At 65.8% G+C, this 14,179-nt stretch carries 12 protein-coding genes; 4 read left to right on the plus strand and 8 right to left on the minus strand.

The window, feature by feature from the left end; translation table 11 throughout:
• Positions 1–23: 23 nt before the first annotated feature.
• Together D6M19_RS32565 and D6M19_RS32570 are read right to left on the minus strand one after the other, a co-directional pair.
• Positions 24–887, minus strand: coding sequence for a GNAT family N-acetyltransferase (locus D6M19_RS32565; RefSeq protein ID WP_234835158.1), 864 nt, complete (start codon positions 885–887; stop codon positions 24–26).
• 156 nt (positions 888–1,043) lie between these two features.
• On the minus strand, positions 1,044–2,696 hold the full coding sequence (locus tag D6M19_RS32570; protein ID WP_123029425.1) for an acetolactate synthase: 1,653 nt from the start codon (positions 2,694–2,696) through the stop codon (positions 1,044–1,046).
• A 21-nt stretch (positions 2,697–2,717) separates the two neighbouring features.
• On the opposite strand from D6M19_RS32570, the gene D6M19_RS32575 reads away from it, so the two are divergent.
• Genes D6M19_RS32575 through D6M19_RS32590 form a run of 4 tightly spaced genes read left to right on the plus strand, consistent with a single transcriptional unit; the run spans position 2,718 to position 10,178 of the window.
• A complete protein-coding gene (locus D6M19_RS32575) occupies positions 2,718–4,433 on the plus strand; it encodes an FAD-dependent monooxygenase (protein ID WP_123029426.1) in 1,716 nt (571 codons plus the stop codon).
• Complete coding sequence (locus D6M19_RS32580; protein ID WP_123029427.1) at positions 4,390–6,300, plus strand: ABC transporter ATP-binding protein/permease; 1,911 nt, start codon at positions 4,390–4,392, stop codon at positions 6,298–6,300. Before D6M19_RS32575 ends, D6M19_RS32580 begins: the two co-directional genes overlap by 44 nt.
• Before the next feature lie 57 nt (positions 6,301–6,357).
• Positions 6,358–8,280 carry an ABC transporter ATP-binding protein/permease gene (locus D6M19_RS32585; RefSeq protein ID WP_123029428.1) on the plus strand — a complete coding sequence of 641 codons (1,923 nt, stop codon included), beginning with the start codon at positions 6,358–6,360 and terminating at the stop codon, positions 8,278–8,280.
• Between the two features lie 23 nt (positions 8,281–8,303).
• Entirely contained in the window at positions 8,304–10,178 is a 1,875-nt protein-coding gene (locus D6M19_RS32590) for an ABC transporter ATP-binding protein/permease (protein ID WP_123029429.1), read from the plus strand.
• On the opposite strand, the gene D6M19_RS32595 is transcribed toward D6M19_RS32590, so the two are convergent.
• The 6 genes from D6M19_RS32595 to D6M19_RS32620 form a co-directional block, all read right to left on the minus strand.
• Entirely contained in the window at positions 10,175–11,662 is a 1,488-nt protein-coding gene (locus tag D6M19_RS32595; protein ID WP_123029430.1) for an FAD-binding protein, read from the minus strand. The two genes, D6M19_RS32590 and D6M19_RS32595, sit on opposite strands and share 4 nt — an antisense overlap.
• A 31-nt stretch (positions 11,663–11,693) precedes the next feature.
• The gene (locus tag D6M19_RS32600) at positions 11,694–12,167 is read right to left on the minus strand and encodes a VOC family protein (RefSeq protein ID WP_123029431.1); all 474 of its coding nucleotides are present in this window, start codon (positions 12,165–12,167) and stop codon (positions 11,694–11,696) included.
• A gap of 45 nt (positions 12,168–12,212) precedes the next feature.
• Positions 12,213–12,842: an SRPBCC family protein gene (locus D6M19_RS32605; protein ID WP_123029432.1), complete on the minus strand. Its 630-nt coding sequence runs from the start codon at positions 12,840–12,842 to the stop codon at positions 12,213–12,215.
• Positions 12,839–13,177: an ArsR/SmtB family transcription factor gene (locus tag D6M19_RS32610; RefSeq protein ID WP_123029435.1), complete on the minus strand. Its 339-nt coding sequence runs from the start codon at positions 13,175–13,177 to the stop codon at positions 12,839–12,841. Before D6M19_RS32610 ends, D6M19_RS32605 begins: the two co-directional genes overlap by 4 nt.
• Positions 13,178–13,229: 52 nt before the next feature.
• Entirely contained in the window at positions 13,230–13,919 is a 690-nt protein-coding gene (locus D6M19_RS32615) for an Rv1815 family serine proteinase (RefSeq protein ID WP_123029436.1), read from the minus strand.
• 107 nt (positions 13,920–14,026) lie between these two features.
• Positions 14,027–14,179: LysM peptidoglycan-binding domain-containing protein (locus D6M19_RS32620; protein WP_123029437.1), on the minus strand; the 153-nt coding region annotated here is incomplete at its 5' end.

A 14,179-nucleotide genomic window follows, 5' to 3' on the forward strand; every position in this document is an offset into this window, starting at 1 on the left:
CTGCGCGCGCTCGCGCTGCTCGCCTAGCGGGCGTCGGCGTGGGCGTCGGCAAAATCGATGCGGACGAAATCGGCGACGGCCTCGAATCCGATCCGCTGGTAGATCGCGTTTGATGTCGGGTTGGCCAGGTCGGCGAACAGCACCACGTCGTCGACGCCACCACTACGCGCCAGATCCGACGCCGCGGCGGTCACCGCCGAGCCGTAGCCGTGTCCGCGTGCGTTCCGCGGCGTGAAGACGGGCCCGATGCGGGACACCCCGGCCGCGGGCGCCCGCAGCATCGCCATGCTCACCGGCCTGCCACTCTGGTCCCAGAGGACGAAGCGGTCGCCGACAGCGTTCGCGTTGTCGACGAACCGCCGACCCGCGGCCGCGTCACGCTGGTGGCTGAAGGTTTCGACAAAGAAATGCTCCACCCAGTCGACGAGCAGATCGTTGTCGGCCGCGGTGGCGTCGCGGTGCTTGCCGGGGACTCCTGCAGGCGGTTGCAGGGTGCCCATCCGGTAGAGCCGTTCTTCTGTGGTGACGGCGCCATCGCGGCCAGTCGTCGCCCGCCAGGCTTCGGCAAAGGCCATCGCCGTATCGCGCCTGCCGCGCACGCCGCTCATGTCGGGACGGATGCCTGCCAACTCCTTCGCCACGGCCTGACGGGCTTCGGCGGGTATCCCATTGCACACCAACGGATATGGCGGAGTCTGCAGAGCCGCACCGATGGCGGCGCCGTCGTCCCATACGGTGGTCAGCAGCGCGTCGTCACCGAATCGAGCTGAGCGCAGCAGGGTCAGCTCGATGGTGTTTCCGACGGGGTCGCGGCGATAGAGGGGTTCTGCGATCTCGCGGAACCGCGCGGCGACTTCGTGAACCCGGACATCCACGCGGTCCAGCATGGCCACCGAATGCTCAGTGCGTCCAGCGAATTTCGGGTTGATTCCTCCTCGCGAGCGTGCACAGTTGCACAAGAATCTGCGGCGTGTCGCGTGCAGACACGCACACTCGCGGTGGGGGGTGCCCCGCCCACACGCACCGTCGCTCGCGGTGCGGGGTCAGGCGAGGTTCGACCGGCGCGGGTAGGCGACCTGCGGATCGGTCAGCGTGTTGACCACCGAAGGCGCCCCCGACGCGAACGCCTGCTCGAGCGCGGGCCGCAGCTGCGCGGGCGTCGACACCAGCTCGCCATGCCCACCGAGTGCGGTGACCACCTCGTCGTAGCGGGTGCCCGGCCGCAGCTCTGCCACCACCGAATACCCGTACAGGAGTTCCATCGGATGCTTTTCCAGAGCCCAGATCCCGTTGTTGCCGATCACCGACACGACGTGAACGCCGTGGCGCACCAACGTATCCCACTCCATGCCGCTGAAACCGAACGCGCCGTCGCCCTGAAGCAGCACCACCTGCCGGTCGGGTCGGGCCAGCTTCGCGGCCAGCGCGTAGCCGGGACCCGAGCCAAGACAGCCGAACGGCCCGCTGTCCAACCACGCGCCCGGTACATAGCTGTCGATGACGCGGCCTGCGTAGGAACCGAAGTCACCGGCGTCGATGACCACGATCGCGTCGCGGTCCAACAGCGGCTTCAGCTCGGCGTACACCCGCATCGGATGCAAAGGGCTGCGGTCATCGGTCAGTTCGGCGTCCTCGGCGGCACGACCCGCCGATTCCACGACCCTCAGGTCGGAGATCCAGGATTCGTGATCCGCGCCCCGCTCACCGGCAAGCGCAGCCAATGTCGCCGGAAGATCGCCGTACAACTCGGCGGCGACGTCGCGCGGGTGCGGCCGCTCCGGCACGACGCGATCGGCGACGATCAGGCGCGTCTGCTCGCCGAAGACGCCTCCGAAACCAAGCCGGAAATCCATCGGAACGCCGATCATCAGCGCAACGTCGGCCTCCTTCAACGCCTTTGACCGCGCTCGCGAGAAGGCCAGCTCGTGGTCGGCCGGTACCGTCCCGCGCGCCATACCGTTCATCAGCACCGGAATGCGCATCGCCTCGGCCAGCGCGAGCAACGCCCCCTCCGCATGACCCCACCACACGTTGGTGCCCGCCATGATCACCGGGCGCTGCGCACCGGCGAGCAGACCCGCCGCGACGCTGAGCGCCTCACCGTCGGCCAGCACCGGATCCGGTCCTGCCGCCAGCGCGCCTGGACCGCCCGCGTCGTCGGCCTCACCGAAGACGTAATCCATCGGGAAGTCGACGAACGCGACACCGGTCGGCGAACCGCCGTAACCCATGGCCGCCCTCAGCGCGTCGTCGATGAGCCCGCCGACCGCGCCCGCCGACGACGCGGTGGCCGCGAACCGGGTCAACGGCGCGACGAACGGCACATGATCGATTTCCTGAAGCGAACCCTGACCCCAGCGCAGCGCCGGTGCCCGGCCGCCGAGCACGACCAGCGGTGACTGGTTCTGCTGGGCGGCACCCATCGCGCTCATCCCGTTGGTCACGCCGGGTCCCGCGGTGAGCGCCGCAACCCCGGGCACCCGAGTGACCTTCGACCAGCCCTCGGCGGCGAAGGCGGCGGTCTGCTCGTGTCTGGTGTCGATCAGCCGGACACCCTCGGCGCGGCATCCGTCGTAGATGGAGAACAGATGCCCACCCGACAGCGTGAAGATCGTGTCGATACCGCTGGCCCGCAATCGGCGCGCGATCAGGTGTCCGGCGCCTACCTTGCTCCCCGTCGGAGCGTCGATGCTCATGGCCGCAGCATAATCACACCCATGGTTCGCACCGACGTGCTCATCGCAGGCGCTGGCCCCATCGGGCTCACGGCCGCGATCGAACTCGCCCGCCGCGGAGTCGACTTCCGGATCGTCGACCCCATCACCGACCCGCCGCAGTATGCCAAAGCCGTTGGTGTGCAACCTCGTACGCTCGAAGTGTTCGAAGGTATGGGCGTGCTGAACCGCATCCTCGACGCGGCCATCCAGATGTTCGGTCAGATGGTGTACGTCAACGGTGAAAAGGTTGCCCAGATCGAGTTCGCCACGCCCGCCGACGTCCCGTTCGGGTTCACCGCGATCCCGCAATACGCCACAGAGCGGATCCTGCGCGAGGAGCTGGCCATGCACGGCGTGCAGGTCGAGCGGGGTCTGCGGGTTGCGGGCTTCGAGCAGGACGACGACGGTGTGACGGCGACCTTGGACAGCGACGGCGGGCAGCAGACCGTGCGGGCAAGCTATCTCGTCGGTGCCGACGGCGCCCACAGCATCGTGCGTAAAGGCCTTGGCCTGACGTTCGAGGGCGCGGCGTTCGAGGAGCAGTACATGCTCGGCGACGTCGAGGTGGACTGGTCGGTGCCGCGGGGCTGGGCGGTCCGGTCGATGCACCAGACCGACGGCACCACCGACGACCTGCTGGTCTGCATTCCACTGCCCGGCCGGGGGCGGTACCGCATGTCGATGCTGGTGCCAGAGGACCTCACGGGTGGATCGGCGGCCCCCGACGGGATCGCGCACGGGTTCGAGGGATCCCGTAAGCCGGAATTGCACCATATCCAGGCGGTGCTGGACCGCTTGGCGCCGGAGCAAGTCACCGCGCGAAACCTGCGGTGGTCCTCGGTGTTTCGGATCAGCCACCGCATCGTCGACGCCTACGGCCGCGGCCGCGTGTTCGTGGCGGGCGATGCCGCGCACATTCACCCGCCGACGGGCGCCCAGGGCATGAACACCGGCATCCAGGATGCCCACAACCTGGCCTGGAAGTTGGCGCTGGCGGTGGCAGCCGACGCGGCGCCCGGGCTATTGGACAGCTACGACGCCGAGCGGCGGCCGGTCGGCGAGGAGGTCGTCGGCCGGACGGTGCGCAGCGCGCGGGAAGGCATCGGCGCCGACTCGACCGACCCGGACTTCGTGATCCGGCGGGAGGCACAGCTGTTGATCCGCTACGACGACAGCCCGATCGTCGCGAAGGGCGCCGGGGGCCGCGCCCCCGATGCGACAGGCCTGACCCGCGATGCCGTCACGGGTCCGATGCGGCTTTTCTCGTTGCTTAGTCGGCGTGAGCACACCGTGTTGCTCTACGCAGGCGGCGATTCGACCGCCGACGATATCGCGTCTTTCGAGCGGGCTGCGCAGGCGGCCGTCGCCGCCGCGCGCGGCCACATCGACGTGTATCTGATCGTCGCGACCGACGCCGACGTGGCAACCACGGTGTTGCCGCTGATCCGCGACAGCGCTGGGGATTTCGCGCGGATGTACGCCGCCGGCGAATCGGCTGTGTACGTCGTGCGACCGGACGGCCACCTGTCGTTCGCCGCGTCCCGAGTCGACGCCGACGAGCTGGTCACCCACCTGTCCTCGACATTCGGCGCAAGCGTGTCGACCACGGCAGGCGCCCGACCTGCGGTAGCTTCGCCGCAGGCCGACTCCGGCTGGAGGGAGGCGTCGCTGAATGAACACCGGCACCTTCTCCTCGTCGATCGACTGGAGCCATGAGCTACTGAATTCCACCGTGTGGGTGGTGGTTGCGTTCGCCATCACCGCGCCGTGCCTGATCGTCGTTCTCGTCCTGATCGGACGGACGACCGAGTGGGGGCGCCAGTTCTGGCGCGTCACCGGGCCGTACTTCATGGGCAGGCAGAGCCAGGTGGTGTGGGCCATGTTGGCGCTGCTGCTGGTATCGACGATCATCGCGGTCCGAATCACCGTCTTGATCAGCTACTACACCAACGACGTCTTCACCTCGCTGCAAGTCGCCCTCCAGGGAATTGCCACGGGCGAAAGTGAGCTCACCGATTCGGGCATTCACGGCTTCTGGGTGACCATCGGCATCTTCGCGATCCTCGCTGTGGTGCACGTCGTCCTCAACCTGGCCGACATGTACCTGATGCAACGGTTCATCATGCGATGGCGGATCTGGCTGAGCGCCAGGCTGATTGACGACTGGCTTGGCGACTTCGCCTACTACCGGCGGCAATTCTTCCGCACCCCCAGCGACAACCCCGACCAGCGCATCCAACAGGACATCGACATCTTCACCACGGGAGTCGGTGGACAGCCCAACAACCCGGCATACGGGTCGGGACACACCCTGTTGTTCGGTGCGGTGGCGGCCGTGCTCTCGGTGATCGCGTTCGGCTCGATCCTCTGGCAGCTGTCGGGAGCCCTGACGCTGGGTGGAATCACGCTCCCGCGGGCGTTGTTCTGGATCGTCATCGTCTACGTGCTGGGGGCCACCGTCATCGCCTTCATCATCGGCAGACCGCTGATCCGGTTGAGCTATCTGAACGAGCTTCGAAACGCCGGCTTCCGGTACGCGCTGGTGCGGGTGCGGGATGCGAGCGCCGCCATCGGTTTGTATCGAGGCGAGAAGGTCGAACGCGGCCTGCTGGGCGGTCGGCTGTCGGAGGTGATGTCGAACTACGGCGACTGGCTCAACCGCATGGTGCGGTTCATCGGCTGGAACCTGACGGTGAGCCAGGCGATCAACCCGTTGCCCTACGTCGTTCAGGCGCCACGGCTTTTCGCACGCGAAATCTCCTTCGGCGATGTCATCCAGTCGGCGACCGCGTTTGTGACGATCCACAACGCGCTGTCGTTTTTTCGAGAGGCCTACGACGAGTTCGCGAGCTACCGCGCGGCGGTGATCCGGCTCGACGGGCTCGTCGCGGAGAACGAGCGTGCCCGCAGGTTCAGCCAGGTGACGACGGCAACCACCACCGACGGCTCTTTGGCGGTGGAAGGTGTCGAGGTGCGAACTCCCGACGGTGCGAATCTGCTTCGGGCACTTGACTTCACCCTCGAGCCGGGCGACACGCTGCTGATCAGCGGACCCTCGGGTATCGGCAAGACCGTTCTATTGCAGAGCCTCGCAGGCCTGTGGCCGTTCGTGTCGGGCAGCGTCGCGCTGCCTGCAGGCAGGCAGGCTGCGATGTTCGTGCCTCAGCTGCCGTACCTGCCCCTGGGCGACCTGCGCGCCGTCACGTCGTATCCGAACGACGAGGGCGCCGTGGACGACAGGGAGATCCAGCAGGCCTTGATCAAGGTCGCCCTCCCGCAGTTGGCGATCCGGCTCAACGACGTCGGCGACTGGGGAAAGGTGCTCTCGGTCGGCGAGCAGCAACGGATCGCCTTTGCCAGGATCCTGCTGACCAAACCGCGGGCGGTGTTTCTCGACGAGTCGACCTCGGCACTGGACGAGGGCCTCGAGCTGACGCTCTACGAGCTGATTCGCACGGAGCTGCCGGAGATGATTCTGGTCAGCGTGAGTCACCGCGGCACGGTCGAGCAGTTCCACGCGCGGCACCTGGAGCTGGTCGGTCGTGGTGAGTGGCGGCTGGAGCCACTCGGCACGCGCAACTGAGGCGTCTACAGCGCTGGCCCAAGCTTGTCGGGGTAGGTTGCCGGGGTGGAAGAGGGAATGTTCACCCCGACGCTGGATTGGGGCAATGAGCTATGGGCGTCGCTGCAATGGGTCGCCCAGGCCTGGGCGATAGCGGCGATTGCCACGCTGCTGATCTGCGTCCTGCTTGCCAAGTACACCGTGTGGGGACGACAGTTCTGGCGCATCACCGGCGACTACTTCAAGGGCCCGGACAGTGTCAAGGTCTGGATTTGGCTCGCGGCGATCCTGCTGTCGGTGATGGTCGGGGTCCGGCTCTCGGTGCTTTTCACCTATCAGGGCAGCGACATGATGACGAGCTTCCAGGTGGTCGCCTCCGGCCTTGGCAGCGACGACGACACCATCAAGAACTCCGGCAGGGACGGTTTTTTCCTGTCGATGATCGTCTTCTCGCTCCTGGCCGCCCTGCACGTCGCACGGATCATGCTGGACCTGTTCATGGCGCAGCGGTTCATGCTGGCCTGGCGCGCCTGGCTGACCGACCGGCTCACCGGTGACTGGCTCGAGGGAAAGGCCTATTACCGCGGCCGGTTCATCGACGACACGATCGACAACCCCGATCAGCGCATCCAATACGACATCGACATCTTCACGGCGGGCGTCGGCGGACTTCCCAACACACCGAACAACACGTCGACCGCCACGCTGCTGTTCGGCTCGGTAGATGCCATCGCCTCGATGATTTCGTTCACCGCGATCCTGTGGAACCTTTCGGGCACGCTCACGCTGCCGATCGTGAACATCGACCTTCCGAAAGGCATGTTCACGATCCTGATCGCCTACGTGCTCTTCGCTTCGGCATTCGCATTCTGGATCGGCAGGCCGATCATCTGGCTCTCCTTCAGGAACGAGAAGACCAACGCGGCATTCCGGTACGCGTTGGTGCGGCTGCGCGACGCGTCGGAAGCCGTCGCGTTCTACCGCGGCGAGATGGCCGAGCGCACCGGGTTGCGCAAACTCTTCGCGCCGATCGTCGCCAACTACAAGCGCTACGTCAATCGACTGATGGGCTTCTACGGCTGGAACCTCTCGATGAGCCAGATCATCGTCGTCCCGCCCTACCTGTTCCAGTTCCCGCGGTTTTTCGCAGGCGAGATACCGCTGGGCGCCATGTCCCAGTCGGCGTCGGCATTCGGCAACATCGAACAGGGGCTGTCGTTTTTCCGGAATGCCTATGACGGGTTCGCCTCGTACCGGGCGGCGATCATCCGGCTCGAAGGCCTGTTGATCGCCAACGAAGAGGGCAGGGCGCTGCCCGAGATCACGACGACGCCGTGCGTCGACGGCACGGTGCAGCTCAGCAGGGTCGAGGTTCGCACCCCTGACGGCAAGCAGCTGGTGAACCCGCTCGACCTGCGCCTGGAGGTCGGCGACACAATGGTGGTCACCGGCGAATCGGGAGTGGGCAAGACCACGCTGCTGCGCAGCCTGGCCGAGCTGTGGCCGTACACGTCAGGCACGCTGACGCGGCCGTGCGGGCCCAACGAGACAATGTTCCTGTCGCAGATGCCCTACGTGCCATTGGGCGATTTACGCGCCGTCGTCAGCTATCCGCTCGAGGAGGGTGATGTCGACGATGCGACCCTGAAGTTCACCCTGCAGAAGGTGGCGCTACCGCATCTGGTCGGCCGGCTCGACGAAGTGCAGGACTGGGCCAAGGTGCTCTCCCCCGGCGAGCAACAGCGCATCGCCTTCGCCCGCGTGTTGTTGACCAAGCCGAAGGCGGTGTTCCTCGACGAGTCCACGTCCGCGCTCGACGAGGGCCTGGAGTTCCTCGTCTACAACCTCATTCGGACCGAGCTGCCGGACACCATCCTGGTCAGCGTCAGCCATCGCAAGACGGTCGAGCAGCACCATACGCATGAACTCGAGTTGCTCGGCGACGGAGAGTGGCGGTTCGGCCGGGTCCAGGGCGAGGAGACAGAACCCGCACCGGTGTAACGATGCCGCGGTAGCTTCCCGGCATGGAAACGTATACGCCGTCCCTTGACTGGGGCGACGAGCTCATCGCGTCAGCGCTGTGGGTGGCCAAGGCCTGGGTGTTCGCCGCCATCGGCATGGTGGTGCTGTTGGGTCTGCTCGCCCGTTTCACCACGTGGGGCAGGCAGTTCTGGCGCGTCACCGGCGATTACTTCAAGGGCCGCGCGAGCCTCCCGGTGTGGGCGCTCCTCGCCGTCCTGCTCGCGTTGGTGATGATCGACGTTCGGCTGGTGGTGCTGCTCACCTATCAGTCCAACGACCAGTTCTCAGCGATGCAGGCCGCATTCGAGGGTGAAGGTAGTGCGAAAGAGACTGCGATACATGGCTTCTGGGTTGCATTACTGATTCTCGCCGCGCTGATCGTCGCCAAGGTCGGCCGTACGCTGCTGGACACCTACCTGATGCAGCGATTCATCATCCGATGGCGGGTGTGGCTCACGCACCGGCTGACCAACGACTGGCTCGACGGCGACGCCTACTACCGATCGCGGTTCATCGACCAGCCTATCGACAATGCGGACCAACGCATTCAGCACGACATCGACGTATTCACCACCGGGACCGGACCGGAAACGAACACGTTCGACGTCAGCACGGCTCAGACGCTGGTGTTCGGAACGGTCTTCGCCATCGTGTCGGTGATCGAGTTCATCCCGATCCTGTGGAACCTATCGGGTCCGCTGCCCGTCCTCGGCCTGACGATCCCGCGGGCGTTGTTCTGGATGGCGCTTCTCTATGTCTTCTTCACGACCGTGGTGGCGTTTTGGATCGGACGTCCGATAATTCGGCTGTCCTTCCGCAACGAGCGGACCAACGCCGCGTTCCGCTATGCGCTGGTGCGGTTGCGCGATGCGGGCGAGTCCATCGGCCTCTACCGCGGGGAAGACGCCGAACGAGGTGAGCTGAGGACCAGGTTCGCGGCCATCATCGCCAACTACCGCGCGTTGGTCCGCCGTGGCATCGCCTTCCTGGGCTGGAACAGATCGATGAACGAGATCGTCGACCCGCTGCCGCTCATCATCCAGGCACCACGGTTGTTCGCAGGTCAGATTCAGTTCGGTGACGTCACACAATCGTCGAGCGCCTTCAACCAACTGCAGGGCTCGCTGTCCTTCTTCCGCTCCGTTTACGACGCGTTCGCCGGCTACCGGGCCGCCATCATTCGGCTGCACGGCCTGGTGATCGCAAACGAAACGGCAAGGGAGCTACCGTCATTGACCGCAGTGTCGAGTACCGATGGCTCGATTCAGCTCGATAAGGTCGAGGTAAGAACTCCTGCGGGGACACGGCTCATCGACCCGCTCGATGTGCAGCTCGACGCAGGTGATTCGTTGGTCATCACCGGCACATCGGGAAGTGGCAAGACCACGTTGCTACGCAGCCTGGCGCAGCTGTGGCCGTTCGCATCGGGGACGCTGCGTCGTCCGGAGGACGACACCATGTTCCTGTCTCAGCTGCCCTACATGCCGTTGGGGAATCTCCGGAGGGCGGTCTCGTATCCCGCGGACGGAGGCGACTATTCCGACGACGAGATCCGGTCTGCCCTCGAGACCGTGGCGCTCGGGCATTTGGGCGGCCGGCTCGACGAGGTGAACGACTGGGCGAAGGTGTTGTCACCCGGCGAGCAGCAACGCGTCGCGTTCGCGCGTGTGCTGCTGAAGAAACCGAAGGCAGTATTTCTCGACGAGGCGACGTCGGCAATCGACGAGGGCCAGGAGTTCGCGCTCTACCGCGCGCTGCGCGACCGGCTGCCGGACTGCATCGTGGTCAGCGTCAGCCATCGCCCGACACTCGAGCAGCACCACGACCGTCGATTGGAGTTGCTCGGCGATGGCGCCTGGCGGCTCGAGCCGGTCTAGCGCCCTGCGGCGTGGGTTCCGGCTCGACGGCCGAAGAACGAGCCCTCGCCAAGCTGGGTGCCGCTCGAATACCCCTTGCCGTCCTGAGCGATGGTGGATGCGCAGGCGCCCGCGGCATACAGACCGGGGACGACGTCGCCGTCCTCTCGGAGGACTTGACCGTCGACGGTGACCGCCAACCCGCCCATGGTGAACCCCGAGTACATCGCCCGGCCGAGCGACAGGTCGAATGCGGCCCATGGTCCCTTCGTCTGGGGCGCAACGTAATCCGGCTGCTTGTGGAAGTCGGGGTCTTCACCCTGCGCCGCGTACTTGTTGTAGCGGTCGAGGGTCTCGACCAGATTTCCTTCGGGGATTCCCAGCGCGGCTTCCATCTCCTCGACCGTTTCCCAGCCGTCGATGAATTTGATCAGCGGCATCTCGGGCATCTGCATGTGGTCTTCGTCGACGATCAGGTATGCGACCTGGTCGGGCTGCTCGAGGACAAAGGCAGAGGTGCGGGAGTGGTAGGAGTCCTCGGTGACGAACCGCTTTCCGTCCTTGTTGACGATGATCCCGGTCAGCAGGATCTCCGGCGGGTAGGCCGCGGCGGTGATGAACAACTGGTCCAGGCTCTTCGCGACGCCGCCCGCGGAGACACCCATGCGGATCCCGAGGCCGTCGTCGTTGGGGTTGCCCAGAATGTAGGGCTCCACCACGCCGTGGTGTTTTGTGCGGCGCTTCTGCCCGAGCGCAGGTGTGTGCTCGGCGACCATGTCGGGATTCATCGCGAATCCTCCTGCGGCGATGATGACCGCATTGGCCTTGATGGCACCGGTTTCGGTGAAGTGCTTCCAGCGGACACCGACCACTCGCTTTTCTTGGCTGTCGTCCTCGACGATCAGGTTCGTCACCCCTGTCTCGTAACGAACCTCGGCGCCGAGTTCGTTGGCGCGCTTGACCAGGAGGTCGATGACCATGGCCGCACCGCCCAGCTCACCAGGCACAGGAACCGAGTGGCCCCGCGGTGCAGGCTTTGCCTTCTCGGTGAACGGGAAAACCTTTTCGTTGCCGGTGTACGACAGGCCTTCGGTGCCGGGCGGGACGACGACCTTGCCGGGGTAGAAGGTGCGTTCGAACTGAAAACCCAAGTCCTCCAACCAGTTGAAGTGCTCGACGCTGCCGTCGCAGTACGCCCGGATCTTCTCGTGGTCGGGCTCGGGCGACACCGCGACCAGATAGGAGTACATCTCCTCGGCAGTGTCGTCGTGACCCGTCGCCTGCTGCACGGCGGTGCCGCCGCCGAGGTAGAAGTGGCCACCTGCCATCGCGCTCGTCCCACCGGCAGCCGCTGCCTTCTCCAGCACAAGAACCCGCGCGCCCGCCGCCGCGGCGCTGACAGCAGCAGATCCGCCCGAGATACCGAAACCGATCACCACGACGTCGACCTCGTCAGACCAACTCGTCACGTCGGCGGCGTCGACGGCCTCCGGGATCTCCTTCATCGATTTCTCCTCGCGCAAGCGCTCGTCGGCTTCACTGCTGCTGCTCCTGCTTCACGTAGTCGAAGAACGCCCGGATCTCGGGCGGGATGTGTGCGATCTCGATGTAGGGCACTCCTGCCGCCTCCACGGTGACGTAGGCGAACTCCATGCCGCCTGGCATGACCCCACGCTGGAGCACCTCTGCTGCGCCGACCGCCTCGTCGACGTCGTCGACCTCCACACAGATGTGGTGCAGTCCAGGGCCTGCGCGGTCGAGGAACTCGGTGTAGACGCTCTCGCCCGTGACGGGGGCGATCAGCTCGAGCTGGGTGTCCCCGGCGTAACTGAACGAGATGTGGGCGACGAAATCGGCTGGCCGCCCACGATATGTGCACGAGTCCGGGCCGAAGTGCACATCCGGCACGCGTATCCACTTTTTGGCACCCAACAGCGTGGTCAGGGCCTCTTCGGTGGCCGCGAGATCCTCGGTCACCCACGCGATCTGGACAGGTGTCTGGGCATGCATCGAAACGAGGATATCTCCGTCGTGCCCCGCTGGCTAGAACGTGTTCTAGTTTTCCCCCAGGTAAGCGGCGACACACCGATCCGCGGCCGCTCTCGCCCAGTCCGGATCGGCACCCGCCGCGACATTGGCCTGATGCCACGCCTCGCCGGAGCGCTTCATGAACCGGCGCCCGTCCTCGGATGCCATCCATGCTTGGCCGGCCGACTGCTCGACTGCCTCACCGGTCGACAGATGGATCGCCAGGCCGACCAATGCGCCGTCGTAGCCCATGCCGACCGCTCCTGGCCCGAACTGCTCCCAGTGGTCGTCGACATGCGAAATGTGTTGCAGTTCGAAGCGTGAGCGGTTCGGTCCCTCGTCGGCGATGCTCACCTCGATCCAGCTGACGTCGTCGCCGCATTCCCAGGTCGCGGTGAACTCGCGCGGCGGCTCGCAGGTCAGGATCGTCCCGCTGGCGTTGCCGTCGAGCGCGTAGTGGCCGCCGACGCGAAGGTCACCGGTGATCGGCAGGAACCACCGCGGGATCCGGTCGATGTTGGTACAGGCGTCCCAGAGGTCGGCCGCATCGGTGGAGTACGACTGGCTGATCGTGACGACGCGGGCCTCCCCCGCCTCCAGCGTCCGGCCACCTACGGTGCGCCGGACTGCGTTGATCTGCTGGTCGACGTCAATCATGTTGCGCTCCTTCGTCGTTGCCGCTTCCCGCGCGCGACTTCGGTTGCGAGTGCATCGAGGTGTGGCGTCCAGAATCTGCGGAACCCGGCGAGCCAGTCGTCGACATCCCGCAGCGCCTGCCCGTTGACGGCGTACAGCCGCCGCTGGCCGTGTGCACGCACCGAGGTGAACCCGTTGTCCCGCAACACTTTCAAGTGCTGCGATACCGCGGGTTGGCTGATATCGAACTCGGCATGGATGGTTGCGGTGATCGCACCGGCAGTCAGTTCGCCATCGGCGAGCAGTTCGAGGATGCGCCTGCGAACCGGATCACCAAGAACGTCAAACGCGTGCACCACCCCACTGTAGAAGTGGCTACTTATATAAGTCAAGCATTATAGAAAGGGCTCAGCCGGGTGCGAGGTTCCCCGAGGCGGATTGCACAACGTCCTCGCGCGCCTGCTGGCTGGCGGTCTGCCAGGACACCGCGGCCGGGTAGTTGCCCCAGGTGCTGTTGAACATGCCGACGATCGCGGCCCTGCCGTCGGGCGTGACGACGTATACCGGGCCGCCGGAATCACCCTTCTGGCTGACCACTCCGTTGGCCATCGTGAACCAGCCGTTGTTGACCGATTCGATGTTGCCGCAGCTCTCTCCGGTGATCACGCCGAAGTGACAGACCGCAAGACCGGGTGTCGGCGCGATGGCCGCGTCGGAGACCAGGACGCGCCCACCGGGCAGGATGTCGTTGACCTCGACATCCGGCGCGAGGCTGATGGCCTCCCAGTCGGAGATCATGTGATCGGTGGCGACCGTGGCCCCGTCGGGGGTGTTGTCGCGGAATACCGTGAGGGTGCCGATCGGGTTACCCGCCCTGTCCACGACCGGCCCGTCGCCGCGGCAGTGGCCCGCGGTGAACGCGGTGCGCGCCCCGGGATCGACGAATCCGAGTGTGCACACGTTGGAGCCCTGGTGGATTTCCATTCCCGGGTAGACCAGGACACCGGGAGTGGCATGTGCCTGCGCCGCGGGAACGGTCAGCGCAAAGATCGCCGCGACCCCCGCTGCCGCCAGCGAGCGCAACCATTGTCGGCGCAACGTCATCTCCGATTCGTTGGGGTCAGTGGGCTTCTACCCTACCGGCGCGGGGGCCCACAGCAAGGCAGCCCGGGCTATTGCGCCCGGGCTGCCTGCGTTCACTTCAGCTACGGAATGGTCAGCACCTGTCCTGGATGAATCAGGTCGGGGTTGCTGATCCCACTGGCGTCGGCGATCCGCTGGTACTTGCTGCCGTCGCCGTAGAAGCGCTCAGAGATGGCCCACAACGTGTCCCCGGAAACCACCGTGTACGTGCGAGG

This window comes from Mycolicibacterium stellerae (assembly GCF_003719305.1).
In the GTDB taxonomy this organism is placed as follows: domain Bacteria; phylum Actinomycetota; class Actinomycetes; order Mycobacteriales; family Mycobacteriaceae; genus Mycobacterium; species Mycobacterium stellerae.